Source organism: Abyssisolibacter sp. ZYX002, assembly GCF_056892235.1.
Genome location: NZ_JARMXH010000002.1, coordinates 711281 through 729399, shown reverse-complemented (window position 1 = coordinate 729399; position 18119 = coordinate 711281). Strand labels below are relative to the sequence as shown.

The 18119-nt window shown below is 29.9% G+C and carries 22 protein-coding genes; 17 read left to right on the top strand and 5 right to left on the bottom strand.

Annotation, left to right across the window (positions count from 1 at the left end):
- The first annotated feature begins 147 nt into the window (after window positions 1–147).
- Window positions 148–1989: a beta-N-acetylhexosaminidase gene (locus P3X86_RS09500; protein WP_483292436.1), complete on the top strand. Its 1842-nt coding sequence runs from the start codon at window positions 148–150 to the stop codon at window positions 1987–1989.
- A gap of 85 nt (window positions 1990–2074) precedes the next feature.
- Here the strand turns inward: P3X86_RS09500 and P3X86_RS09495 are convergent, their stop codons facing one another.
- Window positions 2075–2416: a helix-turn-helix domain-containing protein gene (locus P3X86_RS09495; RefSeq protein WP_483292435.1), complete on the bottom strand. Its 342-nt coding sequence runs from the start codon at window positions 2414–2416 to the stop codon at window positions 2075–2077.
- A gap of 123 nt (window positions 2417–2539) precedes the next feature.
- Between P3X86_RS09495 and P3X86_RS09490 the strand changes: the two genes are divergently transcribed.
- Both P3X86_RS09490 and P3X86_RS09485 read left to right on the top strand, forming a co-directional pair.
- The gene (locus P3X86_RS09490; RefSeq protein WP_483292434.1) at window positions 2540–2692 is read left to right on the top strand and encodes a Spo0E family sporulation regulatory protein-aspartic acid phosphatase; all 153 of its coding nucleotides are present in this window, start codon (window positions 2540–2542) and stop codon (window positions 2690–2692) included.
- Between the two features lie 50 nt (window positions 2693–2742).
- Window positions 2743–3195, top strand: coding sequence for an NUDIX hydrolase (locus P3X86_RS09485; RefSeq protein WP_483292433.1), 453 nt, complete (start codon window positions 2743–2745; stop codon window positions 3193–3195).
- 61 nt (window positions 3196–3256) lie between these two features.
- On the opposite strand, the gene P3X86_RS09480 is transcribed toward P3X86_RS09485, so the two are convergent.
- The gene (locus P3X86_RS09480; protein WP_483292432.1) at window positions 3257–4111 is read right to left on the bottom strand and encodes a hypothetical protein; all 855 of its coding nucleotides are present in this window, start codon (window positions 4109–4111) and stop codon (window positions 3257–3259) included.
- Between the two features lie 130 nt (window positions 4112–4241).
- Between P3X86_RS09480 and P3X86_RS09475 the strand changes: the two genes are divergently transcribed.
- The 3 genes from P3X86_RS09475 (at window position 4242) to P3X86_RS09465 (ending at window position 6889) form a co-directional block, all read left to right on the top strand.
- On the top strand, window positions 4242–5153 hold the full coding sequence (locus P3X86_RS09475) for an aminoglycoside phosphotransferase family protein (protein WP_483292431.1): 912 nt from the start codon (window positions 4242–4244) through the stop codon (window positions 5151–5153).
- A gap of 116 nt (window positions 5154–5269) precedes the next feature.
- Window positions 5270–5950, top strand: a complete 681-nt coding sequence (locus tag P3X86_RS09470; protein WP_483292430.1) for a nucleotidyltransferase domain-containing protein — start codon at window positions 5270–5272, stop codon at window positions 5948–5950.
- Window positions 5951–5968: 18 nt separating this feature from the next.
- The gene (locus tag P3X86_RS09465) at window positions 5969–6889 is read left to right on the top strand and encodes a helix-turn-helix transcriptional regulator (protein ID WP_483292429.1); all 921 of its coding nucleotides are present in this window, start codon (window positions 5969–5971) and stop codon (window positions 6887–6889) included.
- 314 nt (window positions 6890–7203) lie between these two features.
- On the opposite strand, the gene P3X86_RS09460 is transcribed toward P3X86_RS09465, so the two are convergent.
- Window positions 7204–8340 (bottom strand): endonuclease, encoded by a 1137-nt coding sequence (locus P3X86_RS09460; RefSeq protein WP_483292428.1) that lies wholly within the window; start codon window positions 8338–8340, stop codon window positions 7204–7206.
- A gap of 233 nt (window positions 8341–8573) precedes the next feature.
- Between P3X86_RS09460 and P3X86_RS09455 the strand changes: the two genes are divergently transcribed.
- From P3X86_RS09455 to P3X86_RS09415, 9 genes are all read left to right on the top strand, one after another.
- Window positions 8574–9104 (top strand): GNAT family N-acetyltransferase, encoded by a 531-nt coding sequence (locus tag P3X86_RS09455; protein WP_483292427.1) that lies wholly within the window; start codon window positions 8574–8576, stop codon window positions 9102–9104.
- The gene (locus P3X86_RS09450) at window positions 9104–9376 is read left to right on the top strand and encodes a hypothetical protein (protein ID WP_483292426.1); all 273 of its coding nucleotides are present in this window, start codon (window positions 9104–9106) and stop codon (window positions 9374–9376) included. Before P3X86_RS09455 ends, P3X86_RS09450 begins: the two co-directional genes overlap by 1 nt.
- 242 nt (window positions 9377–9618) lie before the next feature.
- Window positions 9619–10389, top strand: coding sequence for a Nif3-like dinuclear metal center hexameric protein (locus P3X86_RS09445; RefSeq protein ID WP_483292425.1), 771 nt, complete (start codon window positions 9619–9621; stop codon window positions 10387–10389).
- Window positions 10390–10463: 74 nt separating this feature from the next.
- Window positions 10464–11069, top strand: coding sequence for a hypothetical protein (locus P3X86_RS09440; RefSeq protein ID WP_483292424.1), 606 nt, complete (start codon window positions 10464–10466; stop codon window positions 11067–11069).
- A 270-nt stretch (window positions 11070–11339) separates the two neighbouring features.
- A complete protein-coding gene (locus P3X86_RS09435) occupies window positions 11340–12179 on the top strand; it encodes a hypothetical protein (protein WP_483292423.1) in 840 nt (279 codons plus the stop codon).
- Window positions 12180–12876: 697 nt separating this feature from the next.
- Window positions 12877–13404: a YcxB family protein gene (locus tag P3X86_RS09430; protein ID WP_483292422.1), complete on the top strand. Its 528-nt coding sequence runs from the start codon at window positions 12877–12879 to the stop codon at window positions 13402–13404.
- Between the two features lie 64 nt (window positions 13405–13468).
- A complete protein-coding gene (locus P3X86_RS09425) occupies window positions 13469–13987 on the top strand; it encodes a DUF6886 family protein (protein WP_483292421.1) in 519 nt (172 codons plus the stop codon).
- A 113-nt stretch (window positions 13988–14100) separates the two neighbouring features.
- Entirely contained in the window at window positions 14101–14607 is a 507-nt protein-coding gene (locus P3X86_RS09420; protein ID WP_483292420.1) for a flavodoxin family protein, read from the top strand.
- Window positions 14608–14655: 48 nt separating this feature from the next.
- The gene (locus tag P3X86_RS09415; protein ID WP_483292419.1) at window positions 14656–14979 is read left to right on the top strand and encodes a phosphoribosyl-ATP pyrophosphohydrolase; all 324 of its coding nucleotides are present in this window, start codon (window positions 14656–14658) and stop codon (window positions 14977–14979) included.
- Window positions 14980–14985: 6 nt separating this feature from the next.
- Here P3X86_RS09415 and P3X86_RS09410 read toward each other — a convergent pair whose 3' ends face one another.
- Both P3X86_RS09410 and P3X86_RS09405 read right to left on the bottom strand, forming a co-directional pair.
- Entirely contained in the window at window positions 14986–15699 is a 714-nt protein-coding gene (locus tag P3X86_RS09410) for a helix-turn-helix transcriptional regulator (RefSeq protein WP_483292418.1), read from the bottom strand.
- A 2-nt stretch (window positions 15700–15701) separates the two neighbouring features.
- Window positions 15702–16208 (bottom strand): effector binding domain-containing protein, encoded by a 507-nt coding sequence (locus P3X86_RS09405; RefSeq protein WP_483292417.1) that lies wholly within the window; start codon window positions 16206–16208, stop codon window positions 15702–15704.
- Between the two features lie 140 nt (window positions 16209–16348).
- On the opposite strand from P3X86_RS09405, the gene tsaA reads away from it, so the two are divergent.
- Window positions 16349–16822 (top strand): tRNA (N6-threonylcarbamoyladenosine(37)-N6)-methyltransferase TrmO, encoded by a 474-nt coding sequence (tsaA, locus tag P3X86_RS09400; protein ID WP_483292416.1) that lies wholly within the window; start codon window positions 16349–16351, stop codon window positions 16820–16822.
- A 218-nt stretch (window positions 16823–17040) separates the two neighbouring features.
- Window positions 17041–17817, top strand: coding sequence for a hypothetical protein (locus P3X86_RS09395; RefSeq protein WP_483292415.1), 777 nt, complete (start codon window positions 17041–17043; stop codon window positions 17815–17817).
- The last annotated feature ends 302 nt before the right edge of the window (window positions 17818–18119 follow it).

The following is an 18119-nucleotide window of genomic DNA, read 5'->3' as shown; positions in this document are numbered from 1 at the left end:
TAAATACCTATGCTATTTATAGATAGTATGTGGTTGTAGTAATATTATATTTTATGGTAAAATGATTATGTAGTTAACAAGATTGGGGATGTCTTATGAGGCATCCCCAGATTATTTAACAGATACTATAATTAAGGAGGAAGATGTATGTACATATTACCAGTGCCCTCATATTTAGAGATAAAAGAAGGGTATTTTAATATAGACTATGAAACAAGAATAAACGTACCAGCAAGTCATATAGGTATAGTCTTGGGTAAAACATTATCAAAATACATTAAGCAAAATACAGGTATGGTTGTGTCTATAGGTTCGTGCTTATCATCGAATCAAATAGTATTTACATATGGTAACGAAATTAGCGAAGAAGCATATGAGATAGAAATAAATAAAGATAATATATTAATAAAAGCTAGTACAGACAGTGGTTTGTTTTATGGTATGCAAACACTAAAGCAAATTATCAAACAAAGTAAAAGACATTTGCCTGCATTACATATTAAAGATGAGCCATCTTTTAAAAATAGAGGGTTTTATCATGATGTAACAAGAGGAAAAGTGCCGACATTAGATAGTCTTAAAGAATTAGCAGATATAGCATCTAGTTATAAGCTTAATCAGTTACAGTTATACATAGAACATACATTTTTATTTAGAGGGCATAGTGAGGTTAGTACTATCACAGATCCTTTAACAGCTGAGGAAATCATGGAGCTAGATGAGTATTGCAGTGAGAGGTTTATAGAGTTAGTTCCGTCAATAGCTACATTTGGACATCTATATGAACTGCTAAGGTCAGAAACATATAGCCATTTGTGTGAATTAGAAAATATAAAAGATGTACCATATAGTTGGGTAGATCGTATGGGGCATCATACACTTAATGTTAGTAACGATGAAAGTATAGAATTTGTAAAAGATATGATAGATGAGTTCGCTGTGCTGTTTAGAACAGACAAATTCAATATATGTGCAGATGAGACATTTGATTTAGGCAAAGGAAAAAACAAAGAACTAGCAGAAAAAGTGGGGACTAGTAAACTATATGTGGATTTCCTTTGCAAAATTGTTAACCATTTAAAAGTTAGACATAATAAAAAAGTGATGTTTTGGGGTGACATTATAATAAAACATCCTGAGCATATTGATGATTTGCCGAAGGATTTGATATGTCTTAATTGGTGGTATTGGCTAAACTATGAGGAGAAAAAAGTAAAGATAATTAAAGACAGTGGATTCCAGCAATATGTTTGCCCAGGGGTTCATGGTTGGGATAGATTGATGAACGATTTTAAACTTTCATACGATAATATAAAGATGATGACAAACTACGGTAGAAAATACGAAGCGATAGGCATGCTTAACACAGATTGGGGTGACTATGGGCATTGGAACTTCTTTGCAAGCTCAATACCGGGACTTATATATGGTGCGCAGTTTTCATGGGCAAGTTCAGAGATATCCTATGAAGATATAAACAAGGGAATTGATATATTACAATTTGGAGTAAAGAATGACTGCATAATGGAGATGCTAGACGAGGTAGCTAAGGCGCATCACATGACTTTGTTACCGTTAGTACAATGGATACAAGCTAGAGAAACGAAATATATAAAATCAGTTACAAACGATACAGAAATATTGCTACAAGATATAGAAAGCTTAAAGAAAATCAGTGATAAACTACTTGATATAGTGGCAAATGTGGATATAGATCAAAGAGACTATATGCATGCATTCTATGTAGCAACAAAAGGCATTATAATATTCAACAATCTAGTACCATACATAAAAAGATGGGCTCTTAAGGAGCAAATGTCTACAGAAGGTTTTATGATGCAAGCTGAGTGTGCAACATCATTAGAGATTTGGCTACAAAACTTTAAAGAAATATGGCTAAAGCGTAATAAACCATCGGAGTTATATAGAATAGTTGAATTTGTTAGAGAATTATGTAAGGAATTGAGAAGAGATACTTTAAAGGCATAAATTATATACCTACATTTGCTCTTAATTTAACACTTGGTATATTGGGATATATCGATAAAATAGCGATGTATCCCTTTTTATAACCTTATTTTTTATCATCAATATGACCTAGAGCTTTCAGGTAGTTTTTAATTATATCTTCTAAGCAATGAAGCTCTTTTCCACTTAATTTTGATAGTAATGTAGTGATATTGTCTACATCTTTATCTCCAGTAGTACCTAAAAGTAGATAATCAGTACTCACATTAAGCGCATTAGCTACTTTTATTATGCTTTCTGCTCTGAGATTTTTTTTTCCTGTTTCAACAGTTGAAAAGAATTGATGACTTAAATTTGACTTTTCAGCAGCTTCTTCCTGAGTATAACCTAATTGTTTCCTTCTTCGTAAAATACGTTTGCCTATATTTTTAGATATATGTTCATTCATATAAAACACCTCAAATCTAATTTAGCCTATAGTAGAATTTTATCTATAATAGAGTTAAAATATAACAATCAATTATTGCATTTTTGCAACAAAGGAGTTAAAATAGAAATGGGTGGCAACACAATGAGTGAGAAAACAATAAATAAAACTATTAATATTTTAAGGACAAGACTAAATGAACAATATATAAAAAAAGGTCATACAAAAGAAGTAATTAAATTGAGCCAGAAACTAGATAAGTATATAGCAATTGCACAAAAAATCTTGCAACACTAACATAACATGTGGTAATTTATTATTAGACATACATAAGGAAGGTGAAAGTTATGTGTATATGTGTAAATGATTATGGTTATGAGCTTGTAAGATTTATAGAGATCAGAGAAGAAGAAATCGATAATTATAGTCCTTTGACATGTACTCTGATGTTAGTTAACCATGATGATAGGCTTCTTAGCTGCTTTCAAAGAGTAAGAAAACAATGGGAGATACCAGGAGGAAGCATTGAAATAGGCGAAACTCCAAAAGAGGGAGCAATACGTGAATTGTTTGAAGAGACAAATCAAAAAGTAAACAATGCGAAATTTATTGTTTTAGTTCAGTTATACAATACAGTAGATATGACTACAGAGTATTTAGCAGTGTTTCAAACTACAGTAAATGAGCTAAATGAGTTTAATGAGAATAGTGAAATAAGCGAGATTAGATTATGGGATACCAAAGAGAATATAGGTAAGTTTGATAGCGTAATCAAAGCCATAATTGATTATTGTGTCTAAATTTATTGCATGATAAAACTAGGGTAATTTAGATAAATACCCTAGTTTAGCACAAATATTACTATCTGAGTTCTAACAAAACAAATGCTTTTGCTTCATTCTCAGGTGAAGGTAGAACACGTATAAATACAGTATCGTTACCAGTTCCTGCTAGTGATACTTTATCTATAGTTGCAATAATCTCTTGTATGCCTATTTGTTTACTACTGTATAAATCAAAAGATACAGGTAATATGACTGTACTAAAAGGTTGAATCAAAACATCTTTTATACTCAAGGCTACAGTATTTAATCCTTCTATAATTTGATTTGTTGGTACTGGCTTAGTTGAATTTATAAAAGTAGCGGTAAAAGGATTAAGGTTTCTAAATATAATTTCAACGTTTGCAGGGATTACAATCCCAGCCATCATATCAACACGAATTTCTCTAGTACTATTATTAGTGATGCTAAAGTTAAATCTATCTTTATCAAATTTAACATTAGTTAAGATATCAACAACATTTAATACTACATTTTTTGAGAAGACAATGTCATCTCCCTGTCCATCGACAACTTCGCTGATGTTAGAGATTATGAAATCACCAGCTTGATTCACGCCTATAATATCAAATTGGAGAGTAACAAGAACAGTTTCTCCAGGTACTAAGTCACCTAAGTTTCCATTATACAATATTTGACCTTCTGAAGGGGTAATAGTAAGCAAATCATTATTTGTAGTTATATTATCTATTACAAAGTCCTTAGGGAAAGTAATAGTACCAGTATTAAAAACATCTGTAACAGTTATCATTCCTGCATTTTCAATAAAATAACCAACTGTAACAGTAGCAATATTGTCAGAAACACTTAAAGTGACATCTGGATTTAAAAATCTAAGATTGCAACTTTGAGCTTCTTTTTTAACAGAATCCATTAAATCAACTCCTATATTACTTTATGTTACAATATATTATATTAAAATAATCTCAATAGCGTTAAATGATAATACTCTGAACTATGTACCATATAATTAAAAACAATTTTAGCAAAAAAGGAGGAAGCTAATGAAATATGAATTTAGAGATATTCCAAACGTTAAAACTTGGGAAAAAATAAGTAAAATCAACAAAGGGTGGTCAAGTGATAAAAAATATTATATAGAAGCTAATGATGGGAGTAAGATGTTACTCCGTATATCTGATATATCCAAATATAACAGTAAAAAGCTAGAATATGAATCTATACGAAAGCTAGATGAGTTTGATATATTAATGTCTAGACCTATTGATTTTGGAGTATGTAATCAAGATAGCCAAGTATATATGCTATTTACTTGGGTTGATGGAGAAGATGCTGAGGACGTTTTACCTATGTTAAGTCTAGATAAGCAATACGAATTAGGACTTGTTGCAGGGCGATACTTAAGGAAAATGCATCAAATACCTGTACCTTTAAATATACCAAGCTGGAAAGAGAGATTTAATAAAAAAATTGACAATAAGATAAATATGTACGATAGCTGTGATATAAAGTTTACAGGAGCAGATAAAATAATAAACTATATAAATAAAAATAGGCATCTATTAAATGAACGAAAACAAACTTTTCAACATGGAGATTATCACATTGGTAATATGCTGATTAATCCAAGTGGGGAATTAATAATTATAGATTTTAATAGGATGGATTTTGGAGATCCATGGGAAGAATTTAATAGAATTGTTTGGAGTGCTAATTTTAGTCCATTGTTTGCATCTGGAAAAATAAATGGATACTTTAATGATAATGTACCAGATAAGTTTTTTAGATTGATGGCTTTATATATTGGAAGCAATCAGCTTTCTTCTATTCCTTGGGCTGTACAGTTTGGACAGAAAGAAATAGATGTAATGTTGAGGCAATGTAGACAAGTGTTACAGTGGTATGAAGATTTTGAAAGCTATATACCAGATTGGTATTATAAGAACTCAGATTAATAAAATAATATCATCATGAGAAACATAATTACAACTCAAATCAAAAAAGAAAATACAATCAGTGATATACTTTATTTGTCAATAAACTTAGAAAATAAGAAAGTGAGGCAGATATTATGGAAATATCATTTGAACAATCAAAAGATAGCATTGTATATAGAATCTCCGATTTTGATAAAAAGTATAAAGATATTTTAGAGATGTGTTATTATGAGGCTGATGATAAAACATATATTAAAAAATTTCCTTATAATACTAAAAATATAAACAAAATCATGAGCAATTACAAAGAAAATGCACAGAATATGTTTAATCAATTAGGGTATTTTAGAGCTATACCTTGGGAAAAAGCACTTTTAGAGTTTTTAAAAATGGTGCATTTAGAAGGCGTTGATTGGTGGCTTGTAGGTAGCTGTGCAGCATGTTTACGAGGTATACCACTTAATCCACATGATGTAGATATAATGATAGATTCTAAAGATGTGGATAAGATTAATGAAATTTTTCAAGACCATATAGTAGAACCCATAATAGATACAAATGGATGGTTAACAAAAGACTTTGGAGTAATATTTTTACATGCTAGAATTGATATAGCTTCTGATCCACAGAAATGTTTGGATATTCCTCAGCCAGTAGATTGCGGACCATATGCTAAAGAGAATCTAGAAGTATTGTCATGGAATGGATTTGATATAAAAGTACCTCCTATAGAACTTCAACTCTATGTTAATAAAATAAGAAATAGAACAGAAAGAGTAAATTTAATTGAAAAATACATCAGAAATCAAAAGTAATAAAATTGGAGGATTATAATGCATAAGTGGAGAGAAATGGTTCAAGCTATGATTAATTGGATAGAAGTTAATATTGATGAAAAATCACCATTAATGAAACTATCGGAGGCGATAGGGTACTCTCCGTATTATTGCTCTAGTCAGTTTCACAGAATAACAGGTTTGACTATAAGGGATTATATCACAGCTAGAAGAGTAAGTCTTGCTGCTATAGAGCTCAGGGATACAAATGAACGTATAATTGATATAGCTCTGAAATATGGATTCTCATCACAGGAAGCATTTACACGTGCATTTGTAAAGAAATTTGGAATTACTCCAAATAAATATAGGATAGATCCAAAGCCTATACCTTTATTTTTAATTAGTGAAGTCTATAAACCGATACATTATAATGTAATAAATAAGATAAATCGATACAAAGAAAATATATTAGAAATAAGAATAGAAAATATATCAAAACACAAGTTTATTGGTGTCTGGGATAAAGATTCTATAGATTATATTGACTTTTTTATGAAGGAGAAACATTGCTGTGATGAGATATGTGGTAATATAGAGAGTATGTCAAATCATACTCTTAAAAACCAGTTAACTCATACTGCAGGATGGTTTAGAGAAGGTGAAGTTTTGGGATATTTTTATGGGATACCAGTACCTTATGACTATGAAGGAGATATACCAAAAGATATGCAATGTAAAGTGGTTGGGCAATCAGATTATATAGTATTTTATCACCCACCATTTAATTACATAAAGGAAAATTCACAAGTAGTAGAGCGTGTAGATAGCATAGCATGGACATTTAACCCACATATATTGGGGTATGAATGGGACGAAGAACAATTAATATATCAAAGACATTATCCAGAAGGATATGGATACGCAGTGCTAAGACCTGTAAAGAAAAAAGTTATTGATTGGGACAAAAATGTATAGGGTAACACAAATGTCAAATGTAATTAGAAAAGCAAAAAGATAGTTACAAATAATTTTTTATAAATTTGTCACAAAACTAAGTAAATTTAATTGAAGCAAACATAGTGACCATTGGGGTATGATGATTATTATAATGTAATAAAAGTAATTCAAGACAATGCTAAAAGATAACGAGAAAAATGAATTTAAGGCAGTGTCATATTAAAAATTCATATAACATTAACATTCAAGTTATATTCATAATAAATGAAAGCATTGTACGAACAAGTCTTCAATGCTTTCCAAAATTTTAATACTAAACATTATTTACATCATTAATTCCAAATAGCCTCAACCCACTCAGGGTGATCTATAAATGGATTTCTGTTTCCTTGATATTTGTATATCTTATCATTTCTTACTCTTTCAAATTCACTTACAGGATCATCTTTATGCCATTTTAGTAGAGTAGACAATATACCGTGATAAGGGGTTTTGGAGTTGTTGATATAGTTTACAACCTCTAAATCGACCTCACCATGTTCACCTTCATATCGAGTTGCCATATAAAATATCATTCTAGCAACGTCACCTTTCACTTCATCTCTAGGCTCAAATGAATCACTGTCATGAAAGCAATCTGTTGCTTCGTGGTGTCTATATAAGCTTTTATCAAAATTTTTATTACCACGAGATGAATTTACAGATACATCAGCAGGACGTATATGGTGTAAATCTGTGCCTGCACCCATTCTCGTTCCGAAATCTCCATGAGATTTTGCCCACACATGTTCTCTGTTCCAATTATCAACATCACCACCGTTGTTATACTTTGAAGTTGATTTACCCGTGTATAACAAAATAACGTTAGAAGAGTTATTTGGATCTTCGTCAGTATCTCTAAGTGCCTGCCATACATCACTATATGATAATTCTTTGTGGTTATCAATTATATCATTTAGAGTAGCTTTTAAAGATAAACCAGTTTTACCAGATGCATCAGCATAATAATCATTATAAGATGACGATGGTTTATTTTCATTATCAGGCTCAGCTATATTTGAAACAAATACAATACTAGTTACATTTTTTATGCCACTATGATTAAAATAAGTTTCTTTAGTTCCTGTTATGCGTACTGCCATTCCTTTATTATGAGGATTGGATTTTAAACCAAAATTATTTCTATAATCTTTGTCTAATTTAACAAATATCATGTTATTGGTATCCGATTCATTTCTAGAATCAGCTATTGCTATAGCATAATCGTTTTTAAAGTTAGATGTGTTAATCTTATTTGTTAACACTGGTTCGCCTACAATATATCCATTTACAGTTATATCATGATTATTTATATTTATTGCATCAAATACAGAGTAACAAACTGTTGGAGTTGTAGCAAAGACTGTAGTTACTAAAAACGTTACTGTTAGCGCTATAAAGTATAACCTATATCTAATATTGTTGTACATCCTGGCAAGTCTCCTTCCTAGTTGGAATATAGTATACTATATTATAATTATATCAGTTTGTTACTTAAAGTTATAAGCGTAGATAATGGAAACGTTTCCACGCATTTTCCATTGTCAAATATTAAAAAATTTAAAATATAAATATGGCAAAATTTCAAAAAGTTGTTGAGTTTTATAAGTTAGATGATAAAATATAATTAATTTCTATGATTTGCTTACTATGGAGGGATTTGATGATTATATTAAGAGATTTTAGAGAGCAGGACTATCAATATTTGATAAAATGGATTGAAAATGAAAGAAGTTGCTGTCAATGGTGTGGTAATAATTTTACATACCCTATAGACAACAAGCAGTTAGATAAGTATAAGAAAATGGTTGATAACTCGGATTGTGATTATGCATTTACTGTTTTGAGTAAAGATAGTAATTTGCCAATAGGTCATATTAAGATCGGAAAGATAAATAGGCTTCAAAAGACAGGTTCACTACAGTTCATACTAGTAGGTGACAAAAACCAAAGAGGTAAAGGCATAGGAAAGCAGATTATAAAAGAAGCGATAGATTATGCTTTTAATAAGCTAGATTTATGTAACCTGAGTTTAAGAGTTTTTTCTTTTAATATTGGTGGAATAAAATGCTATGAGAATATTGGTTTTAAACAAGTAGGTTATCATGAAAAGAGTTTTAAATACAGTGATGATGAATACTGGGATAGAGTAGAAATGATGCTACATAAGAATGATAGGGAGATAAATAACTGATGTATTTTATTATATTTGTTGTTATTGTAATAGTTGCTGTTTTTGGATTTTACCAAACTACTGTGGGTGATAGAAACAGAATAACAGAAAAAATAAGTTCCATAGGTGGAACGCTCATAAATTATGAAAAGAGAGGAATCTTTTCTGGTAGTCCATTTAAAATAATAGGAAGAGGAGTAAGGGTTTATAAAGTTAGTTACGAGATAAACGGAGAACAAAAAATTGGATGGGTAAAGATAGGTGGATTATTTGGGCCAGATTGGAAGTTATAGATTTTCTAGTGTAAGCTGAAGAATAAGTAGATTAATCAAAAAACGGGCTAGAAGCTGAAAATATAGAAATATTATTAATGAATACAAAGAGTTATGTGAAGTATTAAAAGAGCTAATTTGAGTTGAGAGTAATTTAGATAGAATATAAGTTTAGCTACACGTTTTATGATATTATATTGTATCGTCTATGCTAATATGATATAATAGCTGAAATTTATATTTCTAAGAGAAAGGGTGAAACAATGGCAAAATTACAAGATATTATTGAATATTTGGATTCTAATTTTAAGACCAGAGAGCTTGAAAATTATAAAGAGGAGACAGGAATCACACATGATGCAAATAAAGATATCAAGAAGATAGGATATGCAACTAATTTAACACCAGAGGTTGTAGAGCTAGCTAATCAGTCAAACGTTGATTTGATATTGACGCATCACGATGCTTGGCATTTTATTTTCGGCATTAAAGAAAAATCCGATCAACTACTTAAGAAGTATGAGATATCCCATTATTATAATCACCTTCCACTAGACGATAGTGACTTCGGGACTAACAGTACATTAGCTAAAGAACTTGGGCTAGTAGAAGTCAAGAAAACTTGTAATGAAGATGGTTTCATGTGTGGTGTTATTGGAGAATACCAAGAACCAAAGTCATTTAATGAGTTTAAAGATTTAGTAGAAAGTAAACTAGGGGAAAAAGTTCAGAGTTGGAAATTTAACAATAAAGATGTAAATAAAGTATTTATATTGTGTGGTGCAGGGTTTATGACATCTCATATGAAAGAAGCAGTAGAGGAAAATTGCGATGTATACTTAACTGGAGAAAAGATACTTTATACTGTGGAGTATGCAAAGATAAGCAAAATGGACTTGGTAGTAGGAAGTCACACTTTTATTGAATTATTTGGTGTTAAAAGTATGGCTGAACTAGTTTTAGATAAATTTGATGTAGAAATAAAATGGCTAGAAGAAGAGCATATAGAAGAAATAGGATTTAACCAAAAATAATAAAGCTATATAAAAGTATGATGTATGCCGATAAAGTATATAGAAGAACAAATATACTTTAGGAGGTGATACACATGAATACTATTAATTCTATAGTAGGAGTTCAAAACTTAGCTAACAATCCACAACATAAACATACTACAAAAAAAGCTAAATCAAACAACTCAAAGATTGAGAAACAAGACGTAATATATGAGAAGAGTAATAATTTAGATGACAGTGTCAATAGTGATTACTCTCATTTGAAAAATGCAAAATACACTATTAACAAAGCTGAAATAGAGGCTATGAAAGCAGAAATGAACGAACGAATGAAAGCTGGATTCTTACAAGTAGTTAAAGAATTTATAGGTCAGCAAAATATAGGGTATAAGTACGCTATAGAGATAATATTTAGAGAAGGTAGCGAAAAAATCAAGCCAAAGATGGTTGATCAAGCAAAGCAAGATATAGCAGAAGGTGGATATTGGAGCGCTGAAAAAACTTCACAAAGGATACTTGAATTTGCAAAGACAATATCAGGTGGTGATCCTCAGAAAGCAAATATGTTAAAAGAAGCATTCTTAAAAGGCTTTGAAGAGGCAGAAAAAGCATGGGGTAATGACTTACCAGAAATATGCAAGAAAACAAAAGAAGCAGTTTTAGAAGGATTTAAGGAATGGGAAACGATAGAAGAATAAAAACATAAAATAAGATTGTTGTTAGTTTGTGTATAATGAGTAGGTCATGCTTTTTAGTGTGGCCTATTATTTTTTAGGATAAATCTTAGCAATATTTTGTTGCAAAAGCAGTACAAATAAAGCTTCAATTTTGCCTATTTGAGCGTATTATATTATCACTTAATAAAAATTTGATATTTATATATGTATTTCGTTATATAATGCCGTTGTGGCAATTTATTACAAATTCATACTTCGAATATACCATAAATTGAAAGGGAGGTTGCTTTTATGAGTACTCAAAATAATGATATAATCAATGAAGCAAAATTTATATTTTCCTTAGATAATAAAAGTGTACCATTTAAGAAGAGAGCTGAGGCTATAAATATACCTAAAGAAAAGATTATTGATATTTCCACAACAGGTTTATTAGATATAATAATGGAATATCCTTTTTTAGCAAATATTTTTGCATATGACGATTTTGATACAGGTTTAGATTCACTTATAAATATTTTTGAACCGTTAAGTGTTTTTATTTCTAGACCTGATGCTATGCATGTGTTAGAGACAAAATACACTAATATAAAAGAAATAGATGATAAATTTATAGAGAAAGTTTTTCTTGAAGCTTTAAACGATAGAATTGGTACCAAAGAATCGATAAAAGATCCTTTGGTAGGTATAAAAACTACTTATGTTACTACACCTAGAGGAACAAATGTTAAAGTATATATAGTGAAAAAAGATTATACAGATTTACAAAAAATGCAAATCAATAATAAATATGATAGATTATACCCAAACGCTCAAAGATTAGCTAGTGCAACAAAAATTTATAATTGTCACTCTTATGCATGGTATGAACAAAGTGCTTCTAACAAATACTGGATGAATGATCCTACTGCTTATTATACAGATGGAAGCTATAGTCAGTCATCATCCGTTAGTTCGAGTGTTAAAGCTACTTATATGCCGACTGATGACATAAAAGCTCAACCAGAACACTCAGCTATCGTTAGTGGAGATTACTTTATATCAAAATGGGGGAGAGCAGGGTTATACAAACATAGACCTGAATATTCACCTTATGATTCTGCTACTATTTATTATTTTAAAAGAACTTAAACTCTATAAAATTATGCATAACTAATGATAGTATGAATTAGATAAATTGCCATAAGCTATTGAATTACTTCTGATTATACATTTTTAATATTACTATATATACTATTAAAAGCAAATAAAAAAATAATCTTAATTACTATTTTCTAAATATTGCGTTTTAGTTTCAGTCCAACTCATTCTTCGACTTTAATTAATCAATTTTATATTGTTATATCTTTGAAGTTCTTCTTTTTTTGTTGGGGGAATTGAAAACTTGACTAACAGTTAAAGATTCCCTTAGTAATTTATCATGTAATTGCCAAAATCGTAGTTAGCTGAATACATTTAAATTAATTGAAAACAATCTTGGCAAAACCGTAAAAGAAACGACAAATATTTCCCATATTCACAAAATATAAGAAGTATGCTATAATGAAGGTCGTTATTAAAATTTCCGTTGCTCGCTTATCGCTAAATAAACTCTGCTACTCAATTTTAACATGACTTGGACTTTTGCTTTTATTACAGTCTGACAGATATATGTTAATGGCTAAATTATAAAGATCATCTTATCCCACAAAGTATTACCTCAAAAAAGGATACCAACCAATCAATAAAGCAATGAGATCATAAGATTCATTTCAAATAGAAAACTTTAATTTTCAGACTACCGCTTTTATATGCTATAATAAAAAATATCATGAAAAAGGAGGTCTATATGGATATAAAATACCAACTTACAGAAAAAGATATTATTGATTTTAATATACATCATCTAAAAACTTCCCCAGCTCTTAAAAAATCAGTATTTATACAGAGAATTATTGGCCCATTAATAGACATACCAGCTATTTTTATAGCTCATAAACTCACTAACATATCACTTTTATACTGGAGTGTGATATTTATATCAATGGCAATACTCTGGTATGCATTTTATCCAAAACACATAGAGAAAAGGTATAAGAAACAGGTTTCTAAAATGTTTGCAGAAGGTAAGAATAAGGATTTGTTTGCACCTAGTACTTTGACCATAAGCGAAGATGAAATTGTTCGATCAAGTCAGTACAAGACCTCCAGATTCAAGTGGAGTTCTATTGATAAAATTGATATAGATAGTAACCATATATTTATATACGAGAGTGCTGTCAGTGCGGTGGTGGTTCCATTATCAGTCTTTAATACAGAAAAAGAAAAACAAGAATTCTTAGATTTATTAAATATGTATTTTAAAAAGGTTAAATAAATTCAATATGATTATCATTTAAAAATTGATTTGATACTAATTAATTCAACTAAGGAGGTAATTTGTGAGATTATTTCATGTAAGTGAAGAAGAGAGTATTGAAAAATTTGTGCCCATAAAGCCATATAGAGAGGATTTGAGGGATAGTCCTCCATTGGTTTGGGCATTAAATGAAAGATGTTTGCCTAATTTTTTGACACCGAGAGATTGCCCAAGAGTGACCTACCATATAGGAAGAGATACCAATCAAAACGATATAGATAAATACTTTTCATCAACAAAGTCAATACACGTAGTAGCCATAGAACAGTGGTGGTTTGAAAAAATGAAAAACACTAAGCTGTACATATACGAATTCAATAAGGAAAACTTTTACTTACAGGATGAAATAGCTGGATATTATGTTAGTGAAAAAACTGAAATACCAATAAGAAAAATAGTAATAAATGATATATTTTTTGAACTTTTTAGAAGGAATGTTGAGCTTAGGATACTTCCAGAGATAAAAAGTTTGAGTGAAGAGATAAGAAAGACTTCACTAAATTGGTCAATGTGCAGGATGGGAAATGCTAGAGAGATTTAAATTAATCGAGTAATTCTTTTTTTCTGATTCATATTAGTATTATAGGGGTATAAATATGTAATGGGTAAATATAATTAGTGAATTATATCAAAAACAAAAAAAGGGGAGGAAATATGAAAAGTATTATAGTATATTCAAGTTTAACTGGTAATACAAAAAAATTAGCTGAATCAATAAGAGACGATGTTTATAATAATACAGTATTTGTATCTGTTGATGAAGTAACAGAGATTAATAACTATGACCTTATAATATTATGTTACTGGGTAGATAAAGGTACATGTGACGGCAAAACATTAAAATTAATTGAGAAAATAGAAAATAAAAAAATTATAGCAATGGGAACATTAGGAGCTTATCCAGATTCTGACCATGCAAAAAAATGCAAAGAAAATGTTAAAGTAGCTATCAATGAACATAATGAGCATTTAGGAAGTTTCTTATGCCAAGGCAAGATAGACGAAAGGTTAATAGAAAGATTCAAATCATTGCCAGCGGATCATCCACATGCAATAACAGAGGAAAAAATCAAACGTTACAAAGAGGCTAGCAAACATCCCAATGAACAAGATTTTAAAAATGCTAGAGAGTTCGTAAAAAATATTATAGAGCGAAATTAAAGAAGTTTTGTAATTGCAGTCATATTAGTATTTTCAGGGAGCGATAATATGAAAAATGAAATAGTTTATGATAAGTTAGTGAGAGATTTAATTCCAGATATCATTGAAAGTGATGGGAAGAACTGCAAAACACATATAGCAAAAGACGAAGAATACAAACAGAGATTGATTAGTAAACTTTATGAAGAGACGATAGAATTTATTGCACATCCTTGCGAAGAAGAAATGGCAGATATACTAGAAGTATTAGATGCTCTAATTGATTATTATGACTTTTCAAGACAAAACTTATATGATATTAAGAACAACAAAAACGCTTTAAGAGGCAAATTCGAAAAGCGTATAGTACTAGAAAAAGTATTTGAGGATTAAAAAACATTAATTTGCAATACATATATCAACATACTTATCATTGTTTATGACTACTATGAAGTTATTTTTCATCTGAGTAATTTCATAGTAGTTGTTTAAGTAAAATCTTATAGCATATTCAATATTTGAGTTATATAGCCTCAGCTTAAGCCTTAACATTCCTAGATTATATGATAATAGAGATTGTTTACTAGTCAGTAAATTACCATTCATAATAAAATCAATCTGATTGTAAAGTGTATTAAGGACAATCAATACATTATTATTTGTATTTAGTAGAGAATTTGTAGGTTTACCTACAAAATAATAAGTATCCAAATTACTATCAAATAATTCGACTTTTATAGTAGACAAATACATTAAATAGTCATAGTCAATTTTATCAAACAATAGTAGATGGTTACTATCTACTGCTTCACTGGGATTGATTCCAAACTTTTTTTTAAAACCTCGAGTAAACACTTCATGAGAGCTGAAACCATATTTGTAAGCAATATCTATTACTTTATGATTAGTGGATAGCAAATCTTTATAAGACTCAGTAAATTTTCTATGCATTATGTAATCATATATAGATATACATGTTGTTTTAGAAAACTGACGAGAATAATAAAATTGAGAATAATTTGCATGATTTGAGACATCTACAACATTTATTTTTTCTAAAAGTCTTGCTTCAATAAAATTAATTCCACTTAAAACTGATTCAATAATTGACATAGCTATAACTCCTCTAGAGGGACTAGAGCATACATGGTTGAATTTTCAATATTGTCCATACCTTTAAAACGTTCGTCATATACTTGAATTAGATATTTTTGAGTAGGTTTTAATTTCATATTAGCAATAGAGTTATCATTGATAATTTTATGCCACCAATCACTTGTTATTTCATCACCGCTTAAAGTTACTTTTAGATATAAAGATTCATTAATAAACTTAGTACATAAATCTATCGGTAGCTTTGAACTGGTGACTTCTTCACCCACAAATACTTCAAAATAACCATTTGTGGGAGTTGACTCATTATATATATGAATTTCATACATACTATTTTTATTTGCAGAATATTTTCTAACTGGATTTTGCCTGAGAAACTCAGAATATCTAGACCAAAGTTGTCCTATATGATTAGACGTATCCCAGCCTCCTTTTACACTGATAGGATCACCATAAAAAATCATTCCACCTAATAGTAAGTTCTTTGTTTTAACTTGCTCAATATTCACAAAATCACTCCTTAAGCAATATTAATCAAATTATATTTTTTTCATCACTATAGTAGAGCTATAGTAAGCAGTTAGTATCAAGAAACTATAACAATTATATCATATAATAATCATATCAAAAAATTCAAGGAGGTATGATTATGTCAGTTACATTTTCACCAATAGGCAAAATAAGGATTAAGAACAATAGATATTTTATAGAGGTAAAAAAAGAACTGTTTGAGGCAACTAAAGGATTAGAAGATTTTAGTCATATACAGGTAATATGGTGGCTTAACCAAAATGATACTTCTGAGAGTAGAGTGAGCCTAGTGATGGACTCTCCATATAAAAAAGCACCAGAAAAACTTGGAGTATTTGCAACTAGATCGCCTATTAGGCCAAATCCAATAGCTATAACTGCTTGTAAATTGTTATCTATAAATGAAGACAGTAATATGGTAGAAATCGCATATATAGATGCTATGGATGAAACCCCAGTTTTAGATATCAAAGCATATCATCCATCAGTTGACATAATAAGAGATGTCAAAATGCCAAAGTGGTGTGAGCATTGGCCTAAGTGTAGCGAAGAATCAGCCACATTTGCTTGGGATAAAGAGTTTAATTTCTAGAATCAGTTCATAATATTACTTTTAAAATACCAATGGGGATGGCTTAAGAGACATCACCATTGGTATTTTAAATGGAGAGTTATATTAGTGGACATAACGATAATTTAAGGTGTATACTAATGATATATGTTATGTTGGGGGAGACATATTTAAATGTAGTATAGTTGTAGAGTGCTGAAACTGGCTAAAGTAGAGATTAGAAAAGGGAGATTTATTATATGAAAAAGCTTGTATTATTTATAATAGTATTATATAGTGTATTTTTGACGGTTGGATGTGAGAATAAAATGCCTATGCCACAAGTTGAAAAATCACTTTCAACTACGGGTAAAAATATAACTAAAGATAATCAAAAACCAGATTTAAGTGATTGTAGTAGTGTTGAATCTCAAAGTGAAGATAAAGTGAATAGTGATGTACAAGATATAGAGTCATTTATACCTAAAGGGTGGGAAGTTTTAAAAAAATATGAAAAATTAGCCATATCAAAAGGAGATTTAAATAAGGATGGAATAATGGATAAAGCCTTTGTAATTGAGCAAAGTAATCAATCTGAAGATGTACCTTTAAGAAATTTACTAATAGTTTTTGGGAATAAAAACAATACATATGAGCTATCAATAAAGGCGGAAAAAGCGATTCTTAATGAGATTGAAGGTGGGACTTTTGGAGATCCTTTCGAAAGTATATCTATAGATAGAGGTTCTGTATTGCTAAAGTTCTTTGGTGGTAGTTCGAGTAAATGGCATAGATATTTTAGATTTCGTTATCAAGATAATGGCTGGTTTTTAATTGGATTTACAGAAGGTTCATATGAATTTATTGGTGATTCAATGGATTGTATTGAAGATGATTATAACCTAATTACAGGTGATTATATAGGTGAAATAGTTGAAGATGGCAAAGTTAAAACAGTAAAAAAGAACATTGGGAAAAAACAGCTCTTGAATCTAAAAGATTTTGTAGCAAATGAATACGATGTACAATCTCAGTAGAATTCTATGATTATGCTTGGATGTTTTGTAATAATATATATAGTGGTTATGTGTTGCAGATTATTGAGAGTACCTGCAATTTATAAAGTGAATTTGAGTGGAACAAATAATTGACGAAATGAATATTTATTAGTATAATGAGATATGATAGTTATTTAAGAAAGGAAAGGAGTTGTTCATAATGACTGTAAAATTTATAGAGGTGAAATTAGTCTAACTGAATACTTTAATTCCTTTTAAGCAACCTAATAGTGTATATAGAATAAGCACGCTGGTAGCGTGTTTTTTGTTTACCAATAAAC